Genomic DNA, 20,101 nt, shown 5'->3' with positions numbered 1-20,101 from the left:
TAGAGATAATAAAGCGCCCCAACGAAGGTCACCGCTATTAAAACTAAAATTCCGATGGTTACAAATTTTTTCATTTCTTGATTGTATTTCTATTTACTAACTATTCAGTACGCAGAGCATCCACAGGTTTTACTTTAATGGCGTGCTGTGCAGGTATAAGGCCGGCCAGAAGACCGGAGATTATTAAAATACTAAGGGCCACGATTACCACTCCCAGATCTACGGAAGGGTTTAAGAACATCATTTCTGAAGTATCCATCTGGTCCAGTTGAAAATTGACCAGCCAGATCACCCCTGTAGCGAGAATGATCCCGCTCATTCCTGAAATGATGGTAAGAAAGATGGACTCCATCAGGATCTGCCCTCTAATAGACCATGGCGTTGCTCCAAGTGCTCTACGTACTCCAATTTCATTGGTACGCTCTTTAACTACAATGAGCATAATATTGCTAATCCCGATAATTCCCGAAAGTAAGACAAGTACTCCTACGAAATAGGCCACTGCTTTAAGAGCTACAAAAAGTCCGTTTACTTTAGAAAATTCCTCATAAAGGTCAAAATTACCTACCGCACGATCATCTTCCGGATGTATTTTATGGCGTTCCTTGACCAGGTCGATAATATCTCCCTTAAGCGCAGTAATACTATTATTATCCTTCGCGGTGATGGCCATCCAGCCTACTTTGTTCCCACGATTAAAAGCCTGGGAAAAAGCTGTGAATGGAACAAATATCTCTTTCTGACCTTCCTCGGCATCACCACCCCGACTTTTCTTTTTGTAAGTTCCAATCACCATGAAGTTCACTCCGCTAATCTTGATATAAGTTCCTAGCGGATCTTCTCCCTTATCATAAAGAGCAGCCTGCACACCGGTTCCTATAACAGCAACCTTCCTTTTCTGATCAATATCTGAATGATTCACGAACCTTCCGGAGGTTATATCCATAGGTTCCTGCTGAATGATTTCAGGATAATCTCCGTACACATTGAATGCACCGGTATTTAAGCCACGTACCACGTTATTATCACCACCAAAACCACCAAGCTGATTTCTAGGTGAAACAAACCTTAGGTCTGGCACTTCCCGCTCGATAGCCGCAACGTCTTCTACTTCAAAACTATAGAACCTTCCCTTCGGCATTCCTTTATAAGGTCTTGAAGCTACTTGTGTCCACATAAACATGGTGTTGGTTGCTATACCACCAAAACCCTGTTTTACTCCATTTTCCAATCCTTTTCCCGCAGCTAGCAGGATGACAAGTATAAATATTCCCCATAAAACTCCAAAAGCAGTCATCAGGGTTCTAAACCAATTCGAGGTTAGCGCTTCTATAATTTCATTCCAACGATCTCTACTAAACATACTATTCGTCTCTTAGTGCTACAATTGGTTTGATCCTGGCTGCTCTCCAGGCCGGGAAGAATCCCGCCAGTGCTCCTGCTATTACCAGAATAAACACCGTATTTATCGCTACCGTAAAATTCACGGTTGGGTTATAAATATACTGGGTTTCGATCATTGGTCCCACAAACTCCAGTAGTGCGAGACTAAATATGAGTCCGAGGAAACCGGCTATGGCGGTTATTAAAATCGATTCATGAAGCACCATTCCAATAATTGAAAGTGGCTGAGCTCCTAATGCTTTCCTAACACCGATTTCACGGGTTCGTTCTTTCACGATAATAAGCATGATATTACTCACCCCAACAACTCCCGCGATAATGGTACAAACACCAACACCCCAAAAGAATAATTTTATCATATCCATTAAGGTGAAAAAGCGTTTCGCATTTTCCAGTGAGTTATTTACGTAGATGGCACTATTATCATCTGGTGCAACGGTATGACGCTCCTTTAAGAACTGGTCCAGTTCTGCAGTAAATTGTGTAGAGGCAGCTACCGACTTGTCAAAATCATCTTCAGGTTTGAGCGTAAGATACATTCTGGCTATATCGTTTCCACCACCAAAAGCTTTCTGAGCAGTAGTAATAGGAATTATAGCACGGGATTCTTCACGTTCTCCCCCGGGATCGGTATAAACTCCAACAATTTTAAAGTTCACTCCGGAAACCTGCACGTATTTACCAATAGGATCTTCATCCTTAAAAAGGTCTAGCTTGATTCGCTGACCTATGACCATATTCTTTTCTGAATTATCAAGGTCTGGTATATTGATAAATCGACCTGTAGTTAGAGTGTTATTTTCCAGAACCTGGTAGCTGGGAAAACTTCCATAAACCTGGTAAGAACCAGATTCTTTCCCGTAAGTGAGCACCTGTCCCCATTGCTGATATAACGAAGCGCTTTTATCAAGTTTATCGCCGTAAAGTCTTAGGATCTGATCGTAGTCTTCATTTTTAAACTGAATACGCCTTCCCGGGTTTAATCCTTTATATTCTTTAGAGGTCATCCCTGGATATACCAACATCAAATTTGCTGCATCCTGCTCAAATTCCCGGGCAATTCCATTTCTCATTCCTTCACCAATTCCAAGCAGGATCACCAGGATAAATATTCCTGATGCTACTGAAAGTCCGGTTAAGAATGTGCGTAATTTATTTTTTCGGATGGTTTCGAAGATCTCATCCCAACGATCCAGATCAAACATTTTCTGAAGCTCTTATTTGTGAAACCAGGGTATCTTCAATGATCAAACCGTCTCTTAGATTGACGATCCTTTTTGTCATCTGGGCGATATCATTTTCATGAGTTACCACCAGTATGGTTCTTCCTTCATCATTGATCTGCTGAATGAGATCCATCACTTCATAAGAAGTTTTCGTATCAAGTGCACCTGTTGGCTCATCTGCCAGCAAGACTTTTGGATCACTCGCCAGTGCTCTTGCGATGGCAACACGCTGCTTCTGTCCACCTGAAAGTTCATTAGGTAAATGGCCAGCCCATTTAGCCAGGCCTACCTTCTCCAGGTAACTCATCGCTTTGTCCATACGTTCACCGCGAGGCAAACCCTGGTAATAAAGCGGAAGTGCTACGTTATCCAATGCAGATTTATAGCTTATCAAATTGAAAGACTGGAAGATGAAACCCAGAAATTTATTGCGATACTTCGCTGCTTGTTTCTCGCTAAGCCCCTTGATAGGCACTCCATCGAGAATGTAGGAACCTTCATCGGCTTCATCCAGCATTCCCAGAATATTAAGTAGTGTGGATTTTCCGGAACCTGAAGAGCCCATAATGGAAACGAGTTCGCCTTCAGCAACCTCGAAATTAATCCCTTTGAGCACGTGCAATGAATTCGCACCCATTTTATAGGATTTGTGAAGATTGGTAATATTGATCATGATTGATGGTTATTAAACAGAAGAACCTGTCTTCTACTTAATAAGACTATCAAAAAAATGAAATGTTACAATAATGTTAGGGAAAGTGTAATTCTTAAACTTAAGTTTACATTTAGTGAGAATCTAAACTTCTTCTTTTTCTCTTCTCTTCCAGGTGCGATATATGAAGTAACCAATCCCACCAATTAGTAAATATGGAAATATCATAAGATAGAGAATACCATCATTAATACCCTTTGCGGTACTTTGATCACCTTCACTTTCAAGCACTGCTCTACACATGGAGCATTGAGCTTCAGCAGTTTCAGGAATTAAAAGAAAGGCTGCAAATAGAATGCTTAAAATAAGTAGTTTCTTCATCCTCAGTCTCTTGATTTCACCAAATTAAAAATTTCCGAAGAGAATTAATAATACGGCATCATAAATAAAAATACCAGTACACCAGTTACGGCTACATATAACCAGATTGGGAATGTCCATCTTGCTATCTTCGAGTGCTTGTCGTATTCTCCACTCAAGCCTCTATACATTGTAAATAAAACCAGCGGCACTATGATTCCGGATAGTATGATATGGGAAACAAGAATAAAGAAATAAACATACCGTAAAACTCCTTCTCCTCCGTAAGGCACCGGTTCATTGCTGATCTTTGAAAGAACATAGCTCACCAGGAAAACTACAGATAGACCAAATGCAGCGATCATAGTATTTCTGTGTGCTAAAAACTTATCTGCCTTCATAAAGAAATATCCAACAACCAGTAAAATTGCGGTTAGAAAGTTCAGCACGCCATGAAAGAGCGGGAATGTCATCGAATCGGCTCCAAAGATGTTGTAACGCTCTGGTAATAACATAAGAACTACAACAATGGCAGGAACGGCGATAGATAGTCCTATAATAACAGGAACGGCGATCTTATCTGAAGTGTTCAGGGAAGTTTTCAAAGCAAGTTATTTATATCCTCAATTAATATTTCGATCTGCGGTTCTTCCTGATCACCAGTAACCGACTTATTTCGTTCTACTGATCCACGGTAATAAATGATTGGGTTGCCAAAATTATCCTCTCTGGACCGAATATAACCTTCCTGATCTACTAGAGCGAACCAGCCCTGATGAGCAAATCCTCCAGCTTCAGATGCATCTTCACCAGCATAAATACCGAATCCTTTATTAGCTACCTGGTAGATCTTTTCGCGATCTCCCGTGAGCAAGTTCCAGTCTGGATCCGTAATTCCATACTTATCGGCATACTCTGTGAGCACCTCTGGTGTATCATGCTCGGGATCTATGGAAAATGAAGCGATCCCAAAATTGGAAGCATCTTCAAACTCATTCTGAATCTCGACCAGATTCTTATTCATGATCGGGCAAATGGTAGGACAGGTTGTAAAAAAGAATTCTGCCACATATACTTTACCAGCGTAATCTTTATTGGTGATCGTATCGCCGTCCTGATTCACAAAACTAAATTGAGGTGCCTTTTTTCGCTCTCCGTCAATTTCAAGGTATACCAATGGGACATCGGTCTTAGTACGTTTTTTATTAGTTGTTTTATTCAGGCGATCTGCTTTAACGATCTCATTATCACTAATCCTGTCTATGATCTTCGGAATAAAAATGATCCCGAAAACCAGGATGATCAGTGAAATTCCTATATATGAGTAATTTTTCATTAGATCTTATCGTTTCGATTGTTACGCTTTAAAGCCAGACGATATTCAGCAAGAATAACCTTTACATCATCATTCATCTTGTTATTGAGCTCTGCTACATCCCGCGAATCATACCCATAAAGTTCACCGGTATCTTCATCGTCATCACGGCCACGAAGATTACGATCTTTATCTACGATGTAAACATATGGCGTGTATTGATCCTGATCGAGTTTATGCGGACTGGCAAAACTTTCAAAGACTGTTTCTATCTCTTCGGAAGTTGCATAAGCTATTTTCCATTTTGAAGATTCACTAATCTTTTTAAATTCTTCAATAAAGTTCCCTGTATCTTCTTTAGTTTCCGAAGGAAGAATTAGAACGAATTGAAAATCGTCGAAGTCGTAATATTTTTCAAGAATCTTTTTATCGAGATTGAAGGTATTGCCTTTGATCTTTTCGAGATCTGATCCAAAGAAGGCGACCACTGTGATATGCTCATCGAAACTGAGCACACTATCGGTATTGGTTTCCATTCCAGAGATATCTGTTACATTTTCTGTAAGAACAGGTAACCTGGCGAAGTTGTTCTTGCCAGAAGCAAAGAACAAATATGCGGTAATTGGAAGGGCGAATAAGATACCGAGAACTAGAAACTTCTTCATAGCAATGAGATGCTTTACAGACGGGTACAAAAATAAAAAGACGGTTTTATAAAACCGCCTTTTCCAATGCTTTTAACTTTTGTTAGAAGTCCCAGGCTACATGCCCGCTCTTATATACTTCGTAGATATATCCACCTTCAGTAAGAAGGATAAAAATAAGGTAAGATATAAGGAAAATAGACGTCCATACGATCGCTCTTCTCAGCCCTTTAGTTTCATGTTCGAGGTGCATAAAAGACCAGGCAATATAATACGCTTTATAGATCGTAAGAATGATAAAAATCCAGTTAAGTAACCTCATTCCTAAAAACATAGTGTCTGTTAGAAAAGCAGGCTTAATAATTCCAAGAATTACTTCTGCGATTGTTACTACTGAAAGTATTGCGAAAACAAACCAGATCCTTTTAGTTGCAGATCCCTCATGTGTTGTATCGTGAGCCATAATAATTTATTTCAGAATTAAACCAGGTAAAAGAATGTAAATACAAATACCCAAACTAAGTCTACAAAGTGCCAGTAAAGACCAACTTTTTCAACCATCTCGTAACTTCCTCTTCGCTCGTAAGTTCCAATAACCACATTAAAGAAGATGATAATGTTGATAATGATCCCGGAAAGTACGTGAAAACCGTGAAAACCAGTAATGAAGAAGAAAAAGTCTGCAAATAATGGTGGTCCATACTCATTTTGAGTAAGGTTAGCACCTTCTACAGTCCCAACAGCTTCAGCATCCAGCTTAGCCAGAGACTCATCTCTGCTTAAGATGGTTTTCTCGTTATCTTCGGTAAATGTTTGTGTTCTAATTAGAAGATCTTCATTCGCTACAAAACCAGCTTTAATCTCATCAAGTGAATAGGTTGGTAGCTCAGCTCCAGAATCAAACCAGATCCCGTTGTTCGCTTCATGCTCTACTCTATCGCCTTCAATTGGAACTGCGATCTCAGATAATGCTACACGATGACCTTCACCATCTACGAATTGAAGGATGTTACCTCCTTTGGTAGTTACAGCTCCGTATTCTCCACTAATAAAATTCTTCCACTCCCAGGCTTGTGATCCCACGAATATAATTCCACCAATAATGGTAAGAAACATATATAGCGTAACCTTAGCTTTCTTCATATGATGCCCAGCATCTACGGCAAGTACCATAGTTACCGAAGAAAATATTAAAATGAACGTCATCAACGCCACATAATACATTGGAGCATCTACTCCATGCAAGAACGGGAAGTGATTGAAAACCTCATCCGCAATTGGCCAGGAATCAATAAATTTAAAGCGTGAAAAACCATAAGCGGCAAGAAACCCTGAAAATGTTAAAGCATCAGATAGGATGAAGAACCACATCATCATCTTACCGTAACTTGCTTTTAGTGGATCATTACCACCACCCCAGGTTTTTCCTTCAGTGCCTGTTCTAACAACAGTAGCCTCCATAGAAGTGTTTTAATGTTAAAGGATGCGCAAAAATACGCAATTTTATTATTTAAAGAAATATAAAAAGATAATCAGGTAAATCCACAGAAAATCAACAAAGTGCCAGAAAGTTGCACCAAGCTCAAATCCAAGCATTTGACCTGCATTATAACGTTGTTTAAAATGGTTATAAATTAACACTAAAAGCACTATCAATCCTATCGCCAGGTGGGCTAAATGCGCCAGCACCAGTACATAGATAAAAGATGTTGTGATCGTACTCTCACTACCGGTAAAATAATAACCGGATTGCACTATTTCTGTAAAGCTATAGAACTGGAAAACCACGAATAGAATTGCCAGAATCAGCGTTCCAATTAAGAAAGCCGAAGCATTTCTACGATTACCAGATTTTATTGCTTGTTTCGATAACCAGAGGGTGATACTACTTCCTACGATCACCAGTGTGCTCCAGAGGAATGAAACTGGAAGTTCAAAGTCGGTTAGCCAGTCTGGCCTGTTTTTACTCACTACATAAGCACTGGTAAGTCCTGCAAAGGTCATTACCATACTTATGATCCCGAACCAAAGCATCATCTTCTTTGCACGGGCCTGTTTCATTTCGTCTGATCCCTGTGTTAAATCCATTGTCTAATAAATTTATCGAGTACATATACAATTTGCAGCAACGTGATATAGGACACACTTGCAAACATTAATTTTTTTGCCGCTTCAGCAGTTTTCTCTTTGAAAAGTCTAATCGCGTAATACATCATTCCAAGTCCCAGCAGTAAAATTATGACACCAGAAACCGGAGTTAAATACAACTTACCGGTAACCCCGAAAACCGGAATTAACGAAACCATGATCGTCCAGCAGGTATATAATATAATCTGGACTGCTGTTCCGCGATCACGTTTTCCAGTAGGAAGCATAAAGAATCCACCTTTCTTATAATCATCAAACAACCACCAACCAATTGCCCAGAAATGCGGGAACTGCCAGAAGAACTGTATCATAAACAAAGTACCTGGCTCTATACTGAAACTTCCTGATGCCGCCACCCAGCCTAACATAAACGGGATAGCTCCTGGAAATGCTCCAACAAATACCGCCAAAGGCGTTTTTGTTTTCAATGGTGTATAAAGACTCACATACATGAAGATGCTTATCGCACCGAACATTGCGGTCTTTGGATTGATCACATATAAAACGATCAATCCCAGAACAGTAAAAATACTTGCGATCGTGAATGCTGTGGTCACAGACATTCTTCCTGCTGGCAGCGGACGGTTTTTCGTACGGTCCATAAGGCTGTCCAGGTTTCTTTCAATGATCTGGTTATAAGCATTACTTGCTCCCACCATGAGATAACCACCAATGGCAAGCAAAGTAACAGTCACAAAATCTATGGAATCGGCACCTAAAAAATAACCCGCCACAGAGGAGAAAACCACACTAATGGCCAGCCTCATCTTAGTAATTTCCTTAAAATCTGAGAGTATGGAAGCGTTGGGATTATGTACGCGAGTATTGCTCAAAAAAGCTTTTTTTTAACTTGTGCAAAGATACTCCTTAATTAGGTTTTGGCAAGGCAGGCAATGTGTTAATTTTCAGGGACAAAAAAGACTAGTAATCAAAATACCAGTTGAAAATATCTGTGCGCAATCCAAAGTTGATCCAGGTCGTGGAAATTTCAGAATTTAAAGAAGTATTCACCTGGGGATTGAAGTCCCTGTAAATGAAACTTGCAAACAGTTTTAAGTTCGTAGTTGGATTCACGATATAACCTGCTTCCAATTCAGAATAAAATGAGTTCGTAGTATTTCCCTGCCCTATTTCTACCCCGGTTTCGAATGGTCGGGCCTCTTCACTCCTGTAAAGATCCTGACCATAATAGGCGCCATCTTCAGAAAAATCAAAACCGCGCTTTCCTAAAATCAGTTTCGCGCTACCATAATACCGATCTTTTCTATAGCGTGCGATCCCCACAAACTCTCGAAAATTCGCACCCCATAAATGAGACATGGACTGGTTGTTATGTGCATAGTTTAGCGTGATGGAATTATGAGAATAAGTATATGGGCGCACCTGGTTAAATTCAGCCTGCAGGTACAGATCATCTACTTTAAAAGCATTGAAGTACTTTAAACCAATTTGAAAACCTAGTTTATTCTTCCAGCTTCCTTCGCCTCCAAAAACATCAGTTGAAGAAAATTCATCAATTAACCACTGCCCATACGTGTACATCTGGTTCGATATCTTATATTTTCCTGTGAGTCCAATAATGGCATTTCCACCATCGGCTCCAGTAGCGAATTCTATTGCACGATAAAAGATCACAGGATTCAAATAATTCAAATCAAAACCACGATCGTTGTCATTCTCCCACATAACCGACTCAAAGAATCCAAGATTAAGACGATTGGTAAGATTCAGACTCAAATAATGATTTGCGATATATTTTGTTCTGAAGGAGCCGCTATTGGTAACTTCCGGACGCACATCTCTTAGAGACATCCAGGTATTTGTATATTTTATCTTCCAGAACTTGGTATTCAGCTTCAAATAAGGATAAGGAGATGGATTGTCGCTTAACAAAAGGGAACGATACCCATCACCAATAAAGTTGTTCCCATGACCAAACTGGATATTTATGAATTCTGAAGGAGTAAAGGATAAGTAACCTTCTGCAACCGGGTAGTCATACCCATCATTCATAAAAGATTTAGCTATTCCTCTTCCTGGTACGATCGCTGGGTCACCTCCGGCAGGACGAATAGATTCAGCAAAATCATTATAATATTTGGCAAATCTTCCCTGACTCTCGTAGATGACTGAATAAAAATTGAACTTTTTACCTAAACCTCCCTGGATAATAAATTCCCGGGTATTGTTATAGGTAAATTCATGTTCGGTCTGCTCAAAATCCTTTCCTATCTGCAAGTCAAATCCAGGATCTATCGTAAACCAGTAATCATCTGTCTGAAACCTAACCAGGTGCTCATTCCAAAGTTTTCGCCCTGCATATGTACTTCGATTCTGCAGCATTTCCTGTCTTTCAGCTTCAAAATCATAGTATTTGTTGACCTCTGTAAACATTAGTGGTTTTGAAGCCGAATGAGAATTGAGACCTATCTGGTTGATCTCAGCATCAAACCGACTATAATATTCATGGGAAAGTGGGATATTGATCTGACTGCTATATCGTGGCTGAGTAAAATCATCAGACTTTATTCTCTCATATTCTTCAAGAATATTGGTTTCCTGGGACTCTTTCTCCTGGGCCACTACCTGGCTGTTCTTTTCTTCGGAAATATCTTCGACCGGATACAAGTTTGAATTGGAGCCGAGCGGTAATTGCAATGGCATCTTAAACTGCATATGAATCGCTCTGCCGTTGTAGGTAGCAGGTTTTAACTGCGGCAGACTTGCAAATACTCTTCTCACTTCTGTTTTTAGTTCTTCGTAGGCAGCATCCAGATAGATCACCTGGAAAAGTCCATCTTCATCAACTTCAAAAACTATAGTGATCTTACCAGTATAGTTTTCCTGCATTAGAGATTCCGGCAGCTTGAAATTATCTTTGAAACTTGTAAGGAAGGTATTCTTAAAACAGCTTTCCTGATTTGCGTAAGTAACATTGGAGCATTCTTCAAATTCGGGATAGATTTCAGAAACTGTACTCGAATCCTGAGCTGGAACACTTAGACATAAAAATGTAAAAACAAGAAGCAGGCAGTACTTCATAGGTAAGTAGCAGGTTAATTGGTGCTGTAATATACATAAAACAGAAGTATCCCAAAATAAAAAATCCCGGACAGAGCCGGGATATATATGATATTGAGTTTATTCTTAATCCTGTACTTTAAAAGCAATTGGAAGGGAGTACATAACACCTACCGGCTTTCCACGCTGCTTACCAGGCTTCATTTTAGGAAGACTGTTAATTACTCTAGCAGCTTCTTTCTCAAGTCTAGGGTGCGGAGCACGAGCTCTAACCTGACCAATATTACCTTTTTCATCAATTCTAAACTGAACGATTACACGGTTAATACCAGAAAGTCCTAACTCAGAACCAAGATCTGTATCAAACTCCTTGTTCACATACTTACTGATCTTTTCACTCATACAAGCTTTACGCTCGTTATTATTCTTTAGATTTTCACATCCAGGGAAGATCGGCACATCTTCAATAACCGCGAACGGTACATCAGCTACCTCTTCTTCTTCAACAGCCTCAACAACTTCCTCTACCTCTACGATCTCATCAAGATTGGTCTCTGTAGACTGGATCTCATCCTCTTCTACTTCTTCCTCATCCTCTACAACCTCGATAACTTCCGGTGCCGGTGGTGGCGGTGGAGGTGGTGGAGGTGTGTTCATCATTTCTGTAATTGGCACATCCTCTTCATCAAGTTCGTCCATATTTAACTGCCCGATATCTACAGCTTCAGGATCATATGTCTTCCACTCTATTGCCTGCCAGGTAATTAGCAGAACAAGAATAAGACCTAGCTGCAAATAAAGAGTTCTGTTTCTATTTAAATCAGCTTTTGGATTTTTCTTAGGTTCCATAATGCGTTTAGTTGTTAAGGGTTGCTAAAATAAAGATTTTTTCTAAAAAACTAAATTAATCTGATAGAATAAGTAATTAATCTACCGCTAATTTTCAGTTTAAGCTCAAAACTATTGAACTTTAAACCGTATCGGGATGGCATATGAGACCGGCACTGCCTTCCCTCTTTGCTTCCCGGGTTTCATTCTAGGCAGTTTCGAGATCACCCGTTTAGCTTCTTCTTCAAGCTTAGGATGAGGAGCACGCGCCTGTACCTGCTCGATCTCGCCCTGAGTATTTACTACGAACAAAACGGTCACCAGGTTCATTCCTGTTAGTCCTAATTTCTCTCCAAGTCTGGTATCAAATTCTTTCCCAACGAACCTGCTAATTTTTTCACTCATGCAGCTCTTTCTGTCTGCATTATTATCCAGATCCTCACAGCCTGGAAATAAAGGAACATCTTCAATAAATTTAAATGGGACAGTTTCAACCTCTTCATCAGGCTCTGCATCTATAATATCTTCAGGTTCCACGAAATCATCCAGATTGATTTCTGTAGGAGCTATTTCATCCTCCTCTACATCTGCATCGTCTGGAGCGATTGTAATTTCTGGCGGATCTACGGGTGGCGGAGGTGGCGGTGGTGTTTGATCGTGTATGGTAACGGGCACATCTTCCTCCTGCAGGTCGTCTATTGCAATAGTTTCACGACTTGCCTGCTCGGGATCGTAGGATTTCCACTGGAATGCCTGCAGGGTAATAAATAAAGTAACAATGAGTCCAATTTGGAGAAAAAGGACCCAGCTCCGACGAAGATCGGCTTTCGGATTTTTTTTCGGTTTCATAAAAAGCGAGGTTAATAAAGGTTAATTACAAAGAATACCTGCTTTTCAACTTTTTAATGGTGGGCGCCATTACCAGGAAAAAGATGACTGCAAGCAATACACCAGTTGAATTTGCCAGGCCATCCCACCAATCGGGTGTCCTGTAACTGGTTAGAGTTCCCTGTAGAACCTCAATTAACATACCAAATAGAAAACATGCGATAGCAACCCAGTAGAGATTAGGGCGATAACGCGTAAAATCGGTGCTTTTCAGAATAAAAAATAGTTTCCACAAAATACATAAAAACAAATATGCTCCGGCATGGAGCATTTTGTCTGTAGGATCGAAACCACCTACACTTACTTTGAAGTTCATCACGATCAAAGAAAAGTACGTGATGGCACCTGTATAAAGAAGCGCTAAAATTAAAACTAATTTATGCACCTACTACTTCCTGATATTCTTCGGCAGAAAGAAGACCTTCAACTTCAGAAGCGTCTGATAGTTTTATCTTGATCATCCATCCATCACCGTAAGGATCATTATTTACTTTTTCCGGCTCATCTTCAAGACTATCATTAAACTCAATGATCTCTCCTGAAACTGGCATGTAAAGATCTGAAACGGTTTTTACAGCTTCTACGGTTCCAAAAACCTCTTCTTTTTCAAGGGTTTCATCCAGAGTTTCTACCTCAACATATACGATATCCCCAAGCTCACCCTGGGCAAAATCTGTAACTCCGATAGTCGCAGTGTCTCCTTCAATTTTAACCCACTCGTGGTCTTTTGTGTACTTTAATTCTTGTGGAATATTCATGTGCTAGTTTTATCTTATGGCAAAGTTAATTTTTTCGCTGAATTGTTCAAATATGGCTTCGTTAATTTCCGAAATTATAGATCAGGGTAAAACCAGATCGAATGGTTGTTTGTGGAAATGCCGTTGAAACTGCATATTCCGAGAATGTATGATCATAATAGAACCTCGCCGTCAGGTTCCTGGTAAATGCATAATCTGCCTTGAAATTGATGGACCAGATATCCTGTCCCGAGATCGTCTGGTTATTGGCTAGATCAAGATACCTTACGATGGTGCGGTTCTTACGATAACTAACATCGGTCCTAAAATTAAGATCACTGCTAAGCACTCTTCTTCTTCCTCCAAGTGCCGTCGCGATTTTTAGATCTCTCAATCTGTATCCAAGTCCAAGAGTATATTCATTTCCACTGTATTCTGTAAGCAGGTTATTATCAAAACTGAAAGCAAGCGAGCGATCTTTCTCCATCTTCGCCATGATCTGTATACTGTTCTTGGTTTCAAAATCGATAAGCGCAAGCGGAGTAAATAATTCTGTCAACACCAGGTTTGAGAATAGAACAGGATTCTTGAAATCACCTGCCTGGTTCAATGCCTCAGGATCTGCAGGGTCATAATCCAGATTTGTCTGGTATTGGTTCAATGTATAATCTGCGCGATATCCATGGTTTATGGAAAATCTTCGGAACTTATCCCGGAACCATTCAAAACGCATCAATCCTGTATACTTAAGATTCCAGTTTGGAATAGGCACATTTCTAAAAGCTCCCAATTGCACACTTCCTGCATCCTTTCCAGAATAAGCCGCGATAAATGCTGGTAACAATACTGCCTGATTCGTTTTTCCTATACCTCTTGGAAAACCTTCTTCATCCACATCTGTAGGATCCAAACCACGTTCGCTGGCAATTCTTCTGGCAACCTCAATTCTGTTCGTCCTGAAATTCTGAAATGCTTCAGAACTGGCTTCATTAGACTGCTGGAAACTTGTCGCGATCAATAATGTTGAAATATTGAAGTTTCCGTAGGTATAAGGAGTAAGCGATTGATAATCCATACTCACAGGATCTACACGATAATTTTCAGAATAATTCTCGGCTTCGTTCTTTCTCCCGGTAAGTTCAATGGTAAGATCTGGTATAAAACCGAAACCTGCCTGGTAATCCAGCTGCTCATTTTTCACTGCGGAAAATTGCTGATTGAAATTCTGGAACAACGTGAGCCATCCTCTTTCTGCCGCCATTTGCCTGATATCATCCTGGAAACCAAAAGTAAATCCAGCGGTTGGCCTGAAAGTTCCCATAAAGCCGACACTTTCTGTATAACCTGGAAGAAATATTCCGCGGCTATTGCGATAATTAACCTGGAGAGTTTTCAATCCTGTCGCGATCCCGATAAGCGTATTGTATCCTTTATTGGTTTTTGGCTTAGATTTTTCCTCTACCTGTTCATCATCTTCAGAAGGTGGACCAAGTGTTGGAATGCCTCTGCTTCGTTCCTGAATAGTTTTCCCGCCACTATTGTTCTTCTTCTGAACCAGTCCTACATAATTGTAAAGATCCTGAAGATTTAAACTGGCATTGATCTGGTGCGTATTGGAATTCTGAACGCTGTTTCCTATCTCTGGAATATCTTCCAATTGCTGAAAACGCTGAGATCCTCGTTGCCACTGAAAGTCTCCGGTATAAGAATAGGTGGCGTTCACGAACTTTAAGACTGGAATCTTTTCAAAAGGCAGGTCGTAATTCACCTGAAGTGTCTGAATATGCTGATTTGGCTCTCCAATATTAAAAAAGTCATCCCATACTCCTATAGAATCATCAGCAAAACCTTCATCATCTATATAATTTCTTATGATCCTGTTATTGCTGGCGTTAAATGCGAAACTCAAAGACCTGGTCAAATTATAATTGATTCCATACTGCCAGTCGAACAGGAAGTTACGTTGGTATAGGGTTGGTATTCCTATATCGCTATCGCTTAGATCCAGAGAACGGAACTTTTGCTGATTATACTGCCGGAAGATATTGGAACTCGCATTGATGTTTGTTGGCAGGTAATTAATATTGAAATCTCTGAAAATGGCGAAATAATCACTACTGTCCAGAACTGCCAGATTCTTTAAAGGTTCCAGACTTTTTTGCGGAAAACTAAATTCATAAGTTCCACCCACTCTAACACTTTGATCGATACTTTCCTCAATCTCAAAATCCCGATGGTCTACCTGATTATAGGAAGTAGCAAATGCAAAATTCTCAATATCATAAGGCATGGGCGTTCGCTCCCCGGTACGCTCCTTTCTTAGCCCAATTACATTTATGCTCTGCCTTTTGGTATAGGATTGAGATTGCTTTTCTACCGCATCCCTCTGTGCCGGGTCTTCGATATTATCCAGTCTAGTATCCAACTCCACATCCAGAAATTCCTGGTCGTATTTTGGCGTGATCAACTCCTCTCCTCGGCTATAGTTCACAGGTATTTTCACTCCCCATTTCTGCGGAAGCAACTGCCCCATATTGAGATTGGTTACAACATCATATTGTTGAAGATCTTCCCTGCTTCGCTGGTTTGGTCCCTGTCCTAAAGCTCCAAATCCTACCGTGCTTCTACGTCCTGTAGCTGAAATATTGGCGAAATCTGCAAGATTACTATCCATGCTTACCACTCCGGCCCAGCCACCTTCATTCTTAAGGTCTGAAAGTCTTAATTCATTAAACCATACTTCTCCGCAAAGATCGGTAACCCCATCTTCCCTGGTTCCATTTTTTACTCCAACCATCAGTAACCTGATGTTTCCAAAACTTGGATTTCCTTTTACTCCAATACGCAATCTACCCATATCATAAGGAGCTTCAGCATCTACTTCCTGAAGATCTTCAGTAAAGAAATTCAAGTCGGTTGAATTCAACATTGGATCTCCCAGCACTGAAGTTTTTACCTGCTGTAGTAAATCCAGTTCCAGGTCCATTCGGTTCACTTCAGGCCAGATCTCTTCCGCAGTAGAAGCACCAAAAAGTGTTGGCGATAAGGGTATTTCTACCTGGTAGAAGTTGTCACTAAAATCTGTTCCCATTCTAACAAACGCGACCAGCTGCCCATCTTTAAGCGGTTGGCGGTTAATTACAGATTCCGCATGCAGGAACATTTCAAGATTCTTATACTGTCGCATATCGATCTGGAAATTCTTGTAAACTGCCCGGGCATCCTGAGGTTCCAGATCACAAACACTTAAAGAAAGTGATTGTTCGTTTTGACGCAAACTGGTATTATTTTGATACAGCTGTTCTCTTTGAACACCTGGAGGCAATCGGTATGGAATAGGCTGCCTGTTCTCATTTTCTTCAATATTCACAGCATTTACTTCAAAGGAAGTATTTGGGTTCTCCAGTTGCCCGGAATCCTCGAATAAGCTTTGGTTATACCTTCTGTAGTCTCCGCGAACAAGATCCATAGTTCCAAATCTAAGAATGGTTTCGTCCTGGAAGTCGCTAAGGAACATTCTGATAAATCGAATGGATCTAAAATCTGCGATGCCTCCAATGGCATTGGTAGGTTCAAAAATTGGCACTTTAAACTGTACCCAACGTACTGGCAAATCCTGACCGTTTCGAAGTGTGGTCGTTAATTCCTTAACATCAGTAATGTACTGGTTATTATCAATATTCATCCCCCTGAAAAAAGGGATCTTATATTCAAAATAACTATTGATGGTGTTCATCGTGTTATCCCGGTTGATGTCTTCAGTAGTAGGCAGTGTGGTATTCCCGCGATTGGTATCGGAAACATCTGTTGGCGAGTTGCCTTCAGTTCCATTATAATCCAGGTATCGATCTAAAACACTGCCATCCCGATTCAGGAAATACTCGTAATTATCTGCGGAAGGATCGGCGAGGTTTCCAAAATCCGGGAATTTTAAGGCTTCTTCAGCATCAAGCAATCCGTCAAAACCTGCATCCTGCAGCGTCCTTCCGTCCCCTTCAGAATCAAATGCATACACCAGTGAATTATCTGCCGGAGTATTTCCAAATGCAGAGGTGATCACATTGGCTTCACCTTCACCTTCGGGTAACCCGTTTTCGTATTGCTTTCGTCCATCCTTCAATACATCTTCAGAAATATTACCAAGGTTAAAGTTTATGAGTCCGTCGCTTTTGCTCGCATTTTCAGCATAGATATAAGGATCCATTACCCAGAACTGGATATACTCCACATTCGTTTGTTCGAAATTGGTCGTATTGATAGGACGGGTGATTCCGGCGAAATTATTCCCAGGTACAGGCAGCGTATTCCCACCAGCTGCTGCAGGATTATAATTATAAGGCCCACGAACTGAAGGATCATAATTCACATCCATCGTATAAACCACTTGCGGCTGACCCTGAACTACATCTGTATTTGGAAAGATCTCATTTAGCGCAACCCGTCTGGTCGCATAACTCGAAATATCTGAATCGCTGATCCCATCTGGACGGTTATTGCTATAGAAAATAGGATCTATGGTATACCAGCTCATTTTTGCTCTTCTATAGCCAACACTTAGGTCTCCGTTCGCAAGTTCTCCACCAAACCCAACCGGAACACTGGACAATTCCCATGCTAAAGGATTGTTGATATCAATTGCAGTTTGTGCAGCTTCGAAATCATCTATATAGGTAGTCGCCTCACCATTAAAATCATTCGAATTAGGAGATCCCGGCAGCAAATAAGCAAATTCTCCACGTACAGATACATTGGACATAACGTCTGTATCAATATTTGGAAGTTTATTTACCAGCCTGGTTAAAAATGGAACTTCTGTACTATAATTCAGGTTTAAACCAAGAATTGTATTGTTAATTGGCTCGTAGCTGTAATTCGCTTTTTGAGTTAACGGGCGTTCTTTAAGATTAATAAATGTACCACCAATAAGAAAATTTTCATTGAATTGATGTTCTACGTTAAGCCCGGTAAATCGTTTAGTTTGCTGACCGAATAAGGCATTGTTTTCAGTATTTACCTGGATTGGAATATTGGAAGCAAGCAAACCTTCATCAAGTATCTGTACTCTTCCCAGTTCGTAATTCACTACGTAATCCACTCCTTCCTGAAGGATTCTCCCTCCAGCAGTTACAGTAACCGATCCCGGTGGTAAGTTGAATCCAATTGGAATACCTTCTACCTCAGCCGACTTATATCTACCCTTTAACTGGAATTTGTTCTTATCTGCCTCTTCCTGCTCTGCCTGGGTTTTCGTAGTGCGATACATGGCACGAAAAACATACTTTTCCTGGTTTGCATTCCAGGTTTCCGGGATATTATAATCTTCACTACCGGCATTTGGATTCTCATCCAGTTTTCGGAAAAGGTGTTCCCCGAAAGGTTCTACCGTAGTAAAGATGATATTACCATTTTGGGGATCGATGGTAATTTGCTGTACATAATCAAAGAACCCATCCCCGTCGTTGATTGGGTCATTATTGGTATTCAATTCATCCAGCCTGAAAACCCGCAATAATGGAGTTTCATTAACATCTGCAGGCAGCGTGGTTCCTTCAACAGGTTTGATATAGTTTAAGGGCTGAGGATCTGTATACAGAATATTCATTCTAAAATCTTCACGTTCCAGCTGGTACGCATTAAGACTGTAGATGTTTTTCATCATCAAATCCCAGATAGGCTCCTGAACATTGGTGATCGTACTTTTAAGCAACTTCACCACAAGATTCTGACTAGCCCTGGAATTGGTTCCGGTTGTTGGTTCCTCAGTTCCGGGATCGTTTGTAGCATTCACTCCGTCATTCGCAAATTCTCCAACCTGGAAAACCTCGCCATTGATCGTATACTGAAATGCAACCCCAAGCACCTCATCATTACTTAAACGTTGATTCAAACTTATATATCCAAGCTGGGTGTTAACGGTATATTCTGAAGGTTTTAGTTGTCGCGCATTTTCCAGTTTTGCATAGTCGGTTCCTTCGGAAACTGTTACTGTTCCAAATCCCTGGTCTACAGTAGCGATATCCCTGATAGCCTGATTCAGGATAGATTCACCATTGCCATTTATTCCGAAGGGATTAAAGTCATTTACAAGGTTATCTGGAAAAGCTCCTGCTGGCTGATTGAAAAATCCGCCCGGCGGTGTATCCAGTCCAATATTTCCGGGAACATTGGATTCTCCAAGATCCTGGATCGCTACGATATTTCGTGTATCCTGGATATTCTGGATATTGTTGGTTCTGTTCGTGACCCAAACCTGTATCCTCTTGATCTGAATATTGGTATTGATAAACGGATAATTTCTTAGCGCTTGGTCGTAAGTATCGCGGAAGTAGTGCGCCAGGAAAAAGTGCCGGTCGGCATCGTAATCAAGAGCAAATTTGGCAAATTCTTCTACGGTTGCTCCACCTTCCACATTAACTGTACGTCGCTCCGACTTCTGTTCTGAAAATACTCCGGTGATCCTTGTTTTCCCAAACTGCAGTTCGGTTTTAAAACCAAAAAGACTTTGCGCACCCTGAATAAGTGCATTATTCAGAGGCATATTAACGTTACCTACTTCAATTTTTTGAACGATATCATCCTCATTTGGCGTATACTCCAGTTTCAGCTGATTTTGAAAATCGAAAGTTGATTCGGTATCATAATTCGCGGTAACCTGAAGACGCTCTCCAATTTGCCCAAGCATGGAAAGACTAATCCGCTGGTCAAAATCAAAAGATAAATTGCTTCTGTTCCTTGGAGAAAATGCCGGGTTATCCTGTTTGGTATAGAGAAGTCCAAGATCTATTTCTACCGATCCCTGCGGAACGATATTGATCTCAGATCCGCCGAAAATACTTTCAAATAAATTGTTGTTGACGTAGAAATCTGGCAATAAATCC

General features: G+C 40.5%; 17 protein-coding genes. All 17 read right to left on the bottom strand.

The features are described 5' to 3' along the window. Positions 1-100: 100 nt before the first annotated feature. On the bottom strand, positions 101-1,363 hold the full coding sequence (locus QZ620_RS08545) for an ABC transporter permease (RefSeq protein ID WP_141878746.1): 1,263 nt from the start codon (positions 1,361-1,363) through the stop codon (positions 101-103). A gap of 1 nt (position 1,364) precedes the next feature. Further along, positions 1,365-2,609: an ABC transporter permease gene (locus QZ620_RS08540; protein ID WP_295180739.1), complete on the bottom strand. Its 1,245-nt coding sequence runs from the start codon at positions 2,607-2,609 to the stop codon at positions 1,365-1,367. Continuing rightward, positions 2,602-3,303 (bottom strand): ABC transporter ATP-binding protein, encoded by a 702-nt coding sequence (locus tag QZ620_RS08535; protein WP_295180738.1) that lies wholly within the window; start codon positions 3,301-3,303, stop codon positions 2,602-2,604. Before QZ620_RS08535 ends, QZ620_RS08540 begins: the two co-directional genes overlap by 8 nt. 123 nt (positions 3,304-3,426) lie before the next feature. Further along, on the bottom strand, positions 3,427-3,663 hold the full coding sequence (locus QZ620_RS08530; RefSeq protein WP_295180737.1) for a hypothetical protein: 237 nt from the start codon (positions 3,661-3,663) through the stop codon (positions 3,427-3,429). Between the two features lie 44 nt (positions 3,664-3,707). Beyond that, positions 3,708-4,247: a DUF420 domain-containing protein gene (locus tag QZ620_RS08525; RefSeq protein WP_295180736.1), complete on the bottom strand. Its 540-nt coding sequence runs from the start codon at positions 4,245-4,247 to the stop codon at positions 3,708-3,710. Next, a complete protein-coding gene (locus tag QZ620_RS08520; protein ID WP_295180735.1) occupies positions 4,244-4,978 on the bottom strand; it encodes an SCO family protein in 735 nt (244 codons plus the stop codon). Before QZ620_RS08520 ends, QZ620_RS08525 begins: the two co-directional genes overlap by 4 nt. Continuing rightward, a complete protein-coding gene (locus QZ620_RS08515; RefSeq protein ID WP_295180733.1) occupies positions 4,978-5,622 on the bottom strand; it encodes a hypothetical protein in 645 nt (214 codons plus the stop codon). Before QZ620_RS08515 ends, QZ620_RS08520 begins: the two co-directional genes overlap by 1 nt. Before the next feature lie 82 nt (positions 5,623-5,704). After that, positions 5,705-6,064 carry a cytochrome C oxidase subunit IV family protein gene (locus QZ620_RS08510; protein WP_141878753.1) on the bottom strand — a complete coding sequence of 120 codons (360 nt, stop codon included), beginning with the start codon at positions 6,062-6,064 and terminating at the stop codon, positions 5,705-5,707. A 17-nt stretch (positions 6,065-6,081) separates the two neighbouring features. After that, positions 6,082-7,062 (bottom strand): cytochrome c oxidase subunit 3, encoded by a 981-nt coding sequence (locus QZ620_RS08505; protein WP_295180730.1) that lies wholly within the window; start codon positions 7,060-7,062, stop codon positions 6,082-6,084. A gap of 45 nt (positions 7,063-7,107) precedes the next feature. Beyond that, positions 7,108-7,689 (bottom strand): cytochrome c oxidase subunit 3, encoded by a 582-nt coding sequence (locus QZ620_RS08500; protein WP_295180728.1) that lies wholly within the window; start codon positions 7,687-7,689, stop codon positions 7,108-7,110. Further along, positions 7,680-8,582, bottom strand: a complete 903-nt coding sequence (gene cyoE / locus QZ620_RS08495; protein WP_141878756.1) for a heme o synthase — start codon at positions 8,580-8,582, stop codon at positions 7,680-7,682. The genes QZ620_RS08500 and cyoE overlap by 10 nt, the downstream gene beginning before the upstream one ends. An 88-nt stretch (positions 8,583-8,670) precedes the next feature. After that, positions 8,671-10,791: a gliding motility protein RemB gene (locus tag QZ620_RS08490; RefSeq protein ID WP_295180725.1), complete on the bottom strand. Its 2,121-nt coding sequence runs from the start codon at positions 10,789-10,791 to the stop codon at positions 8,671-8,673. Between the two features lie 105 nt (positions 10,792-10,896). Further along, complete coding sequence (locus tag QZ620_RS08485) at positions 10,897-11,619, bottom strand: energy transducer TonB (RefSeq protein WP_026914147.1); 723 nt, start codon at positions 11,617-11,619, stop codon at positions 10,897-10,899. 111 nt (positions 11,620-11,730) lie between these two features. Then, positions 11,731-12,447, bottom strand: a complete 717-nt coding sequence (locus tag QZ620_RS08480) for an energy transducer TonB (protein WP_295180722.1) — start codon at positions 12,445-12,447, stop codon at positions 11,731-11,733. A 25-nt stretch (positions 12,448-12,472) separates the two neighbouring features. Next, on the bottom strand, positions 12,473-12,871 hold the full coding sequence (locus QZ620_RS08475) for a VanZ family protein (RefSeq protein ID WP_295180720.1): 399 nt from the start codon (positions 12,869-12,871) through the stop codon (positions 12,473-12,475). Continuing rightward, entirely contained in the window at positions 12,864-13,244 is a 381-nt protein-coding gene (gene gcvH, locus QZ620_RS08470; RefSeq protein ID WP_141878760.1) for a glycine cleavage system protein GcvH, read from the bottom strand. The genes QZ620_RS08475 and gcvH overlap by 8 nt, the downstream gene beginning before the upstream one ends. A gap of 61 nt (positions 13,245-13,305) precedes the next feature. Then, positions 13,306-20,101 (bottom strand): cell surface protein SprA (gene sprA / locus QZ620_RS08465; RefSeq protein ID WP_295180718.1); only part of this gene is annotated, 6,796 nt, incomplete at its 5' end.

Source organism: uncultured Christiangramia sp. (assembly GCF_913046405.1).
Lineage (GTDB): Bacteria > Bacteroidota > Bacteroidia > Flavobacteriales > Flavobacteriaceae > Christiangramia > Christiangramia marina.
The sequence above is the reverse complement of the archived record's forward strand: the minus strand, read 5'-3'. Positions and strand labels throughout refer to the sequence as shown.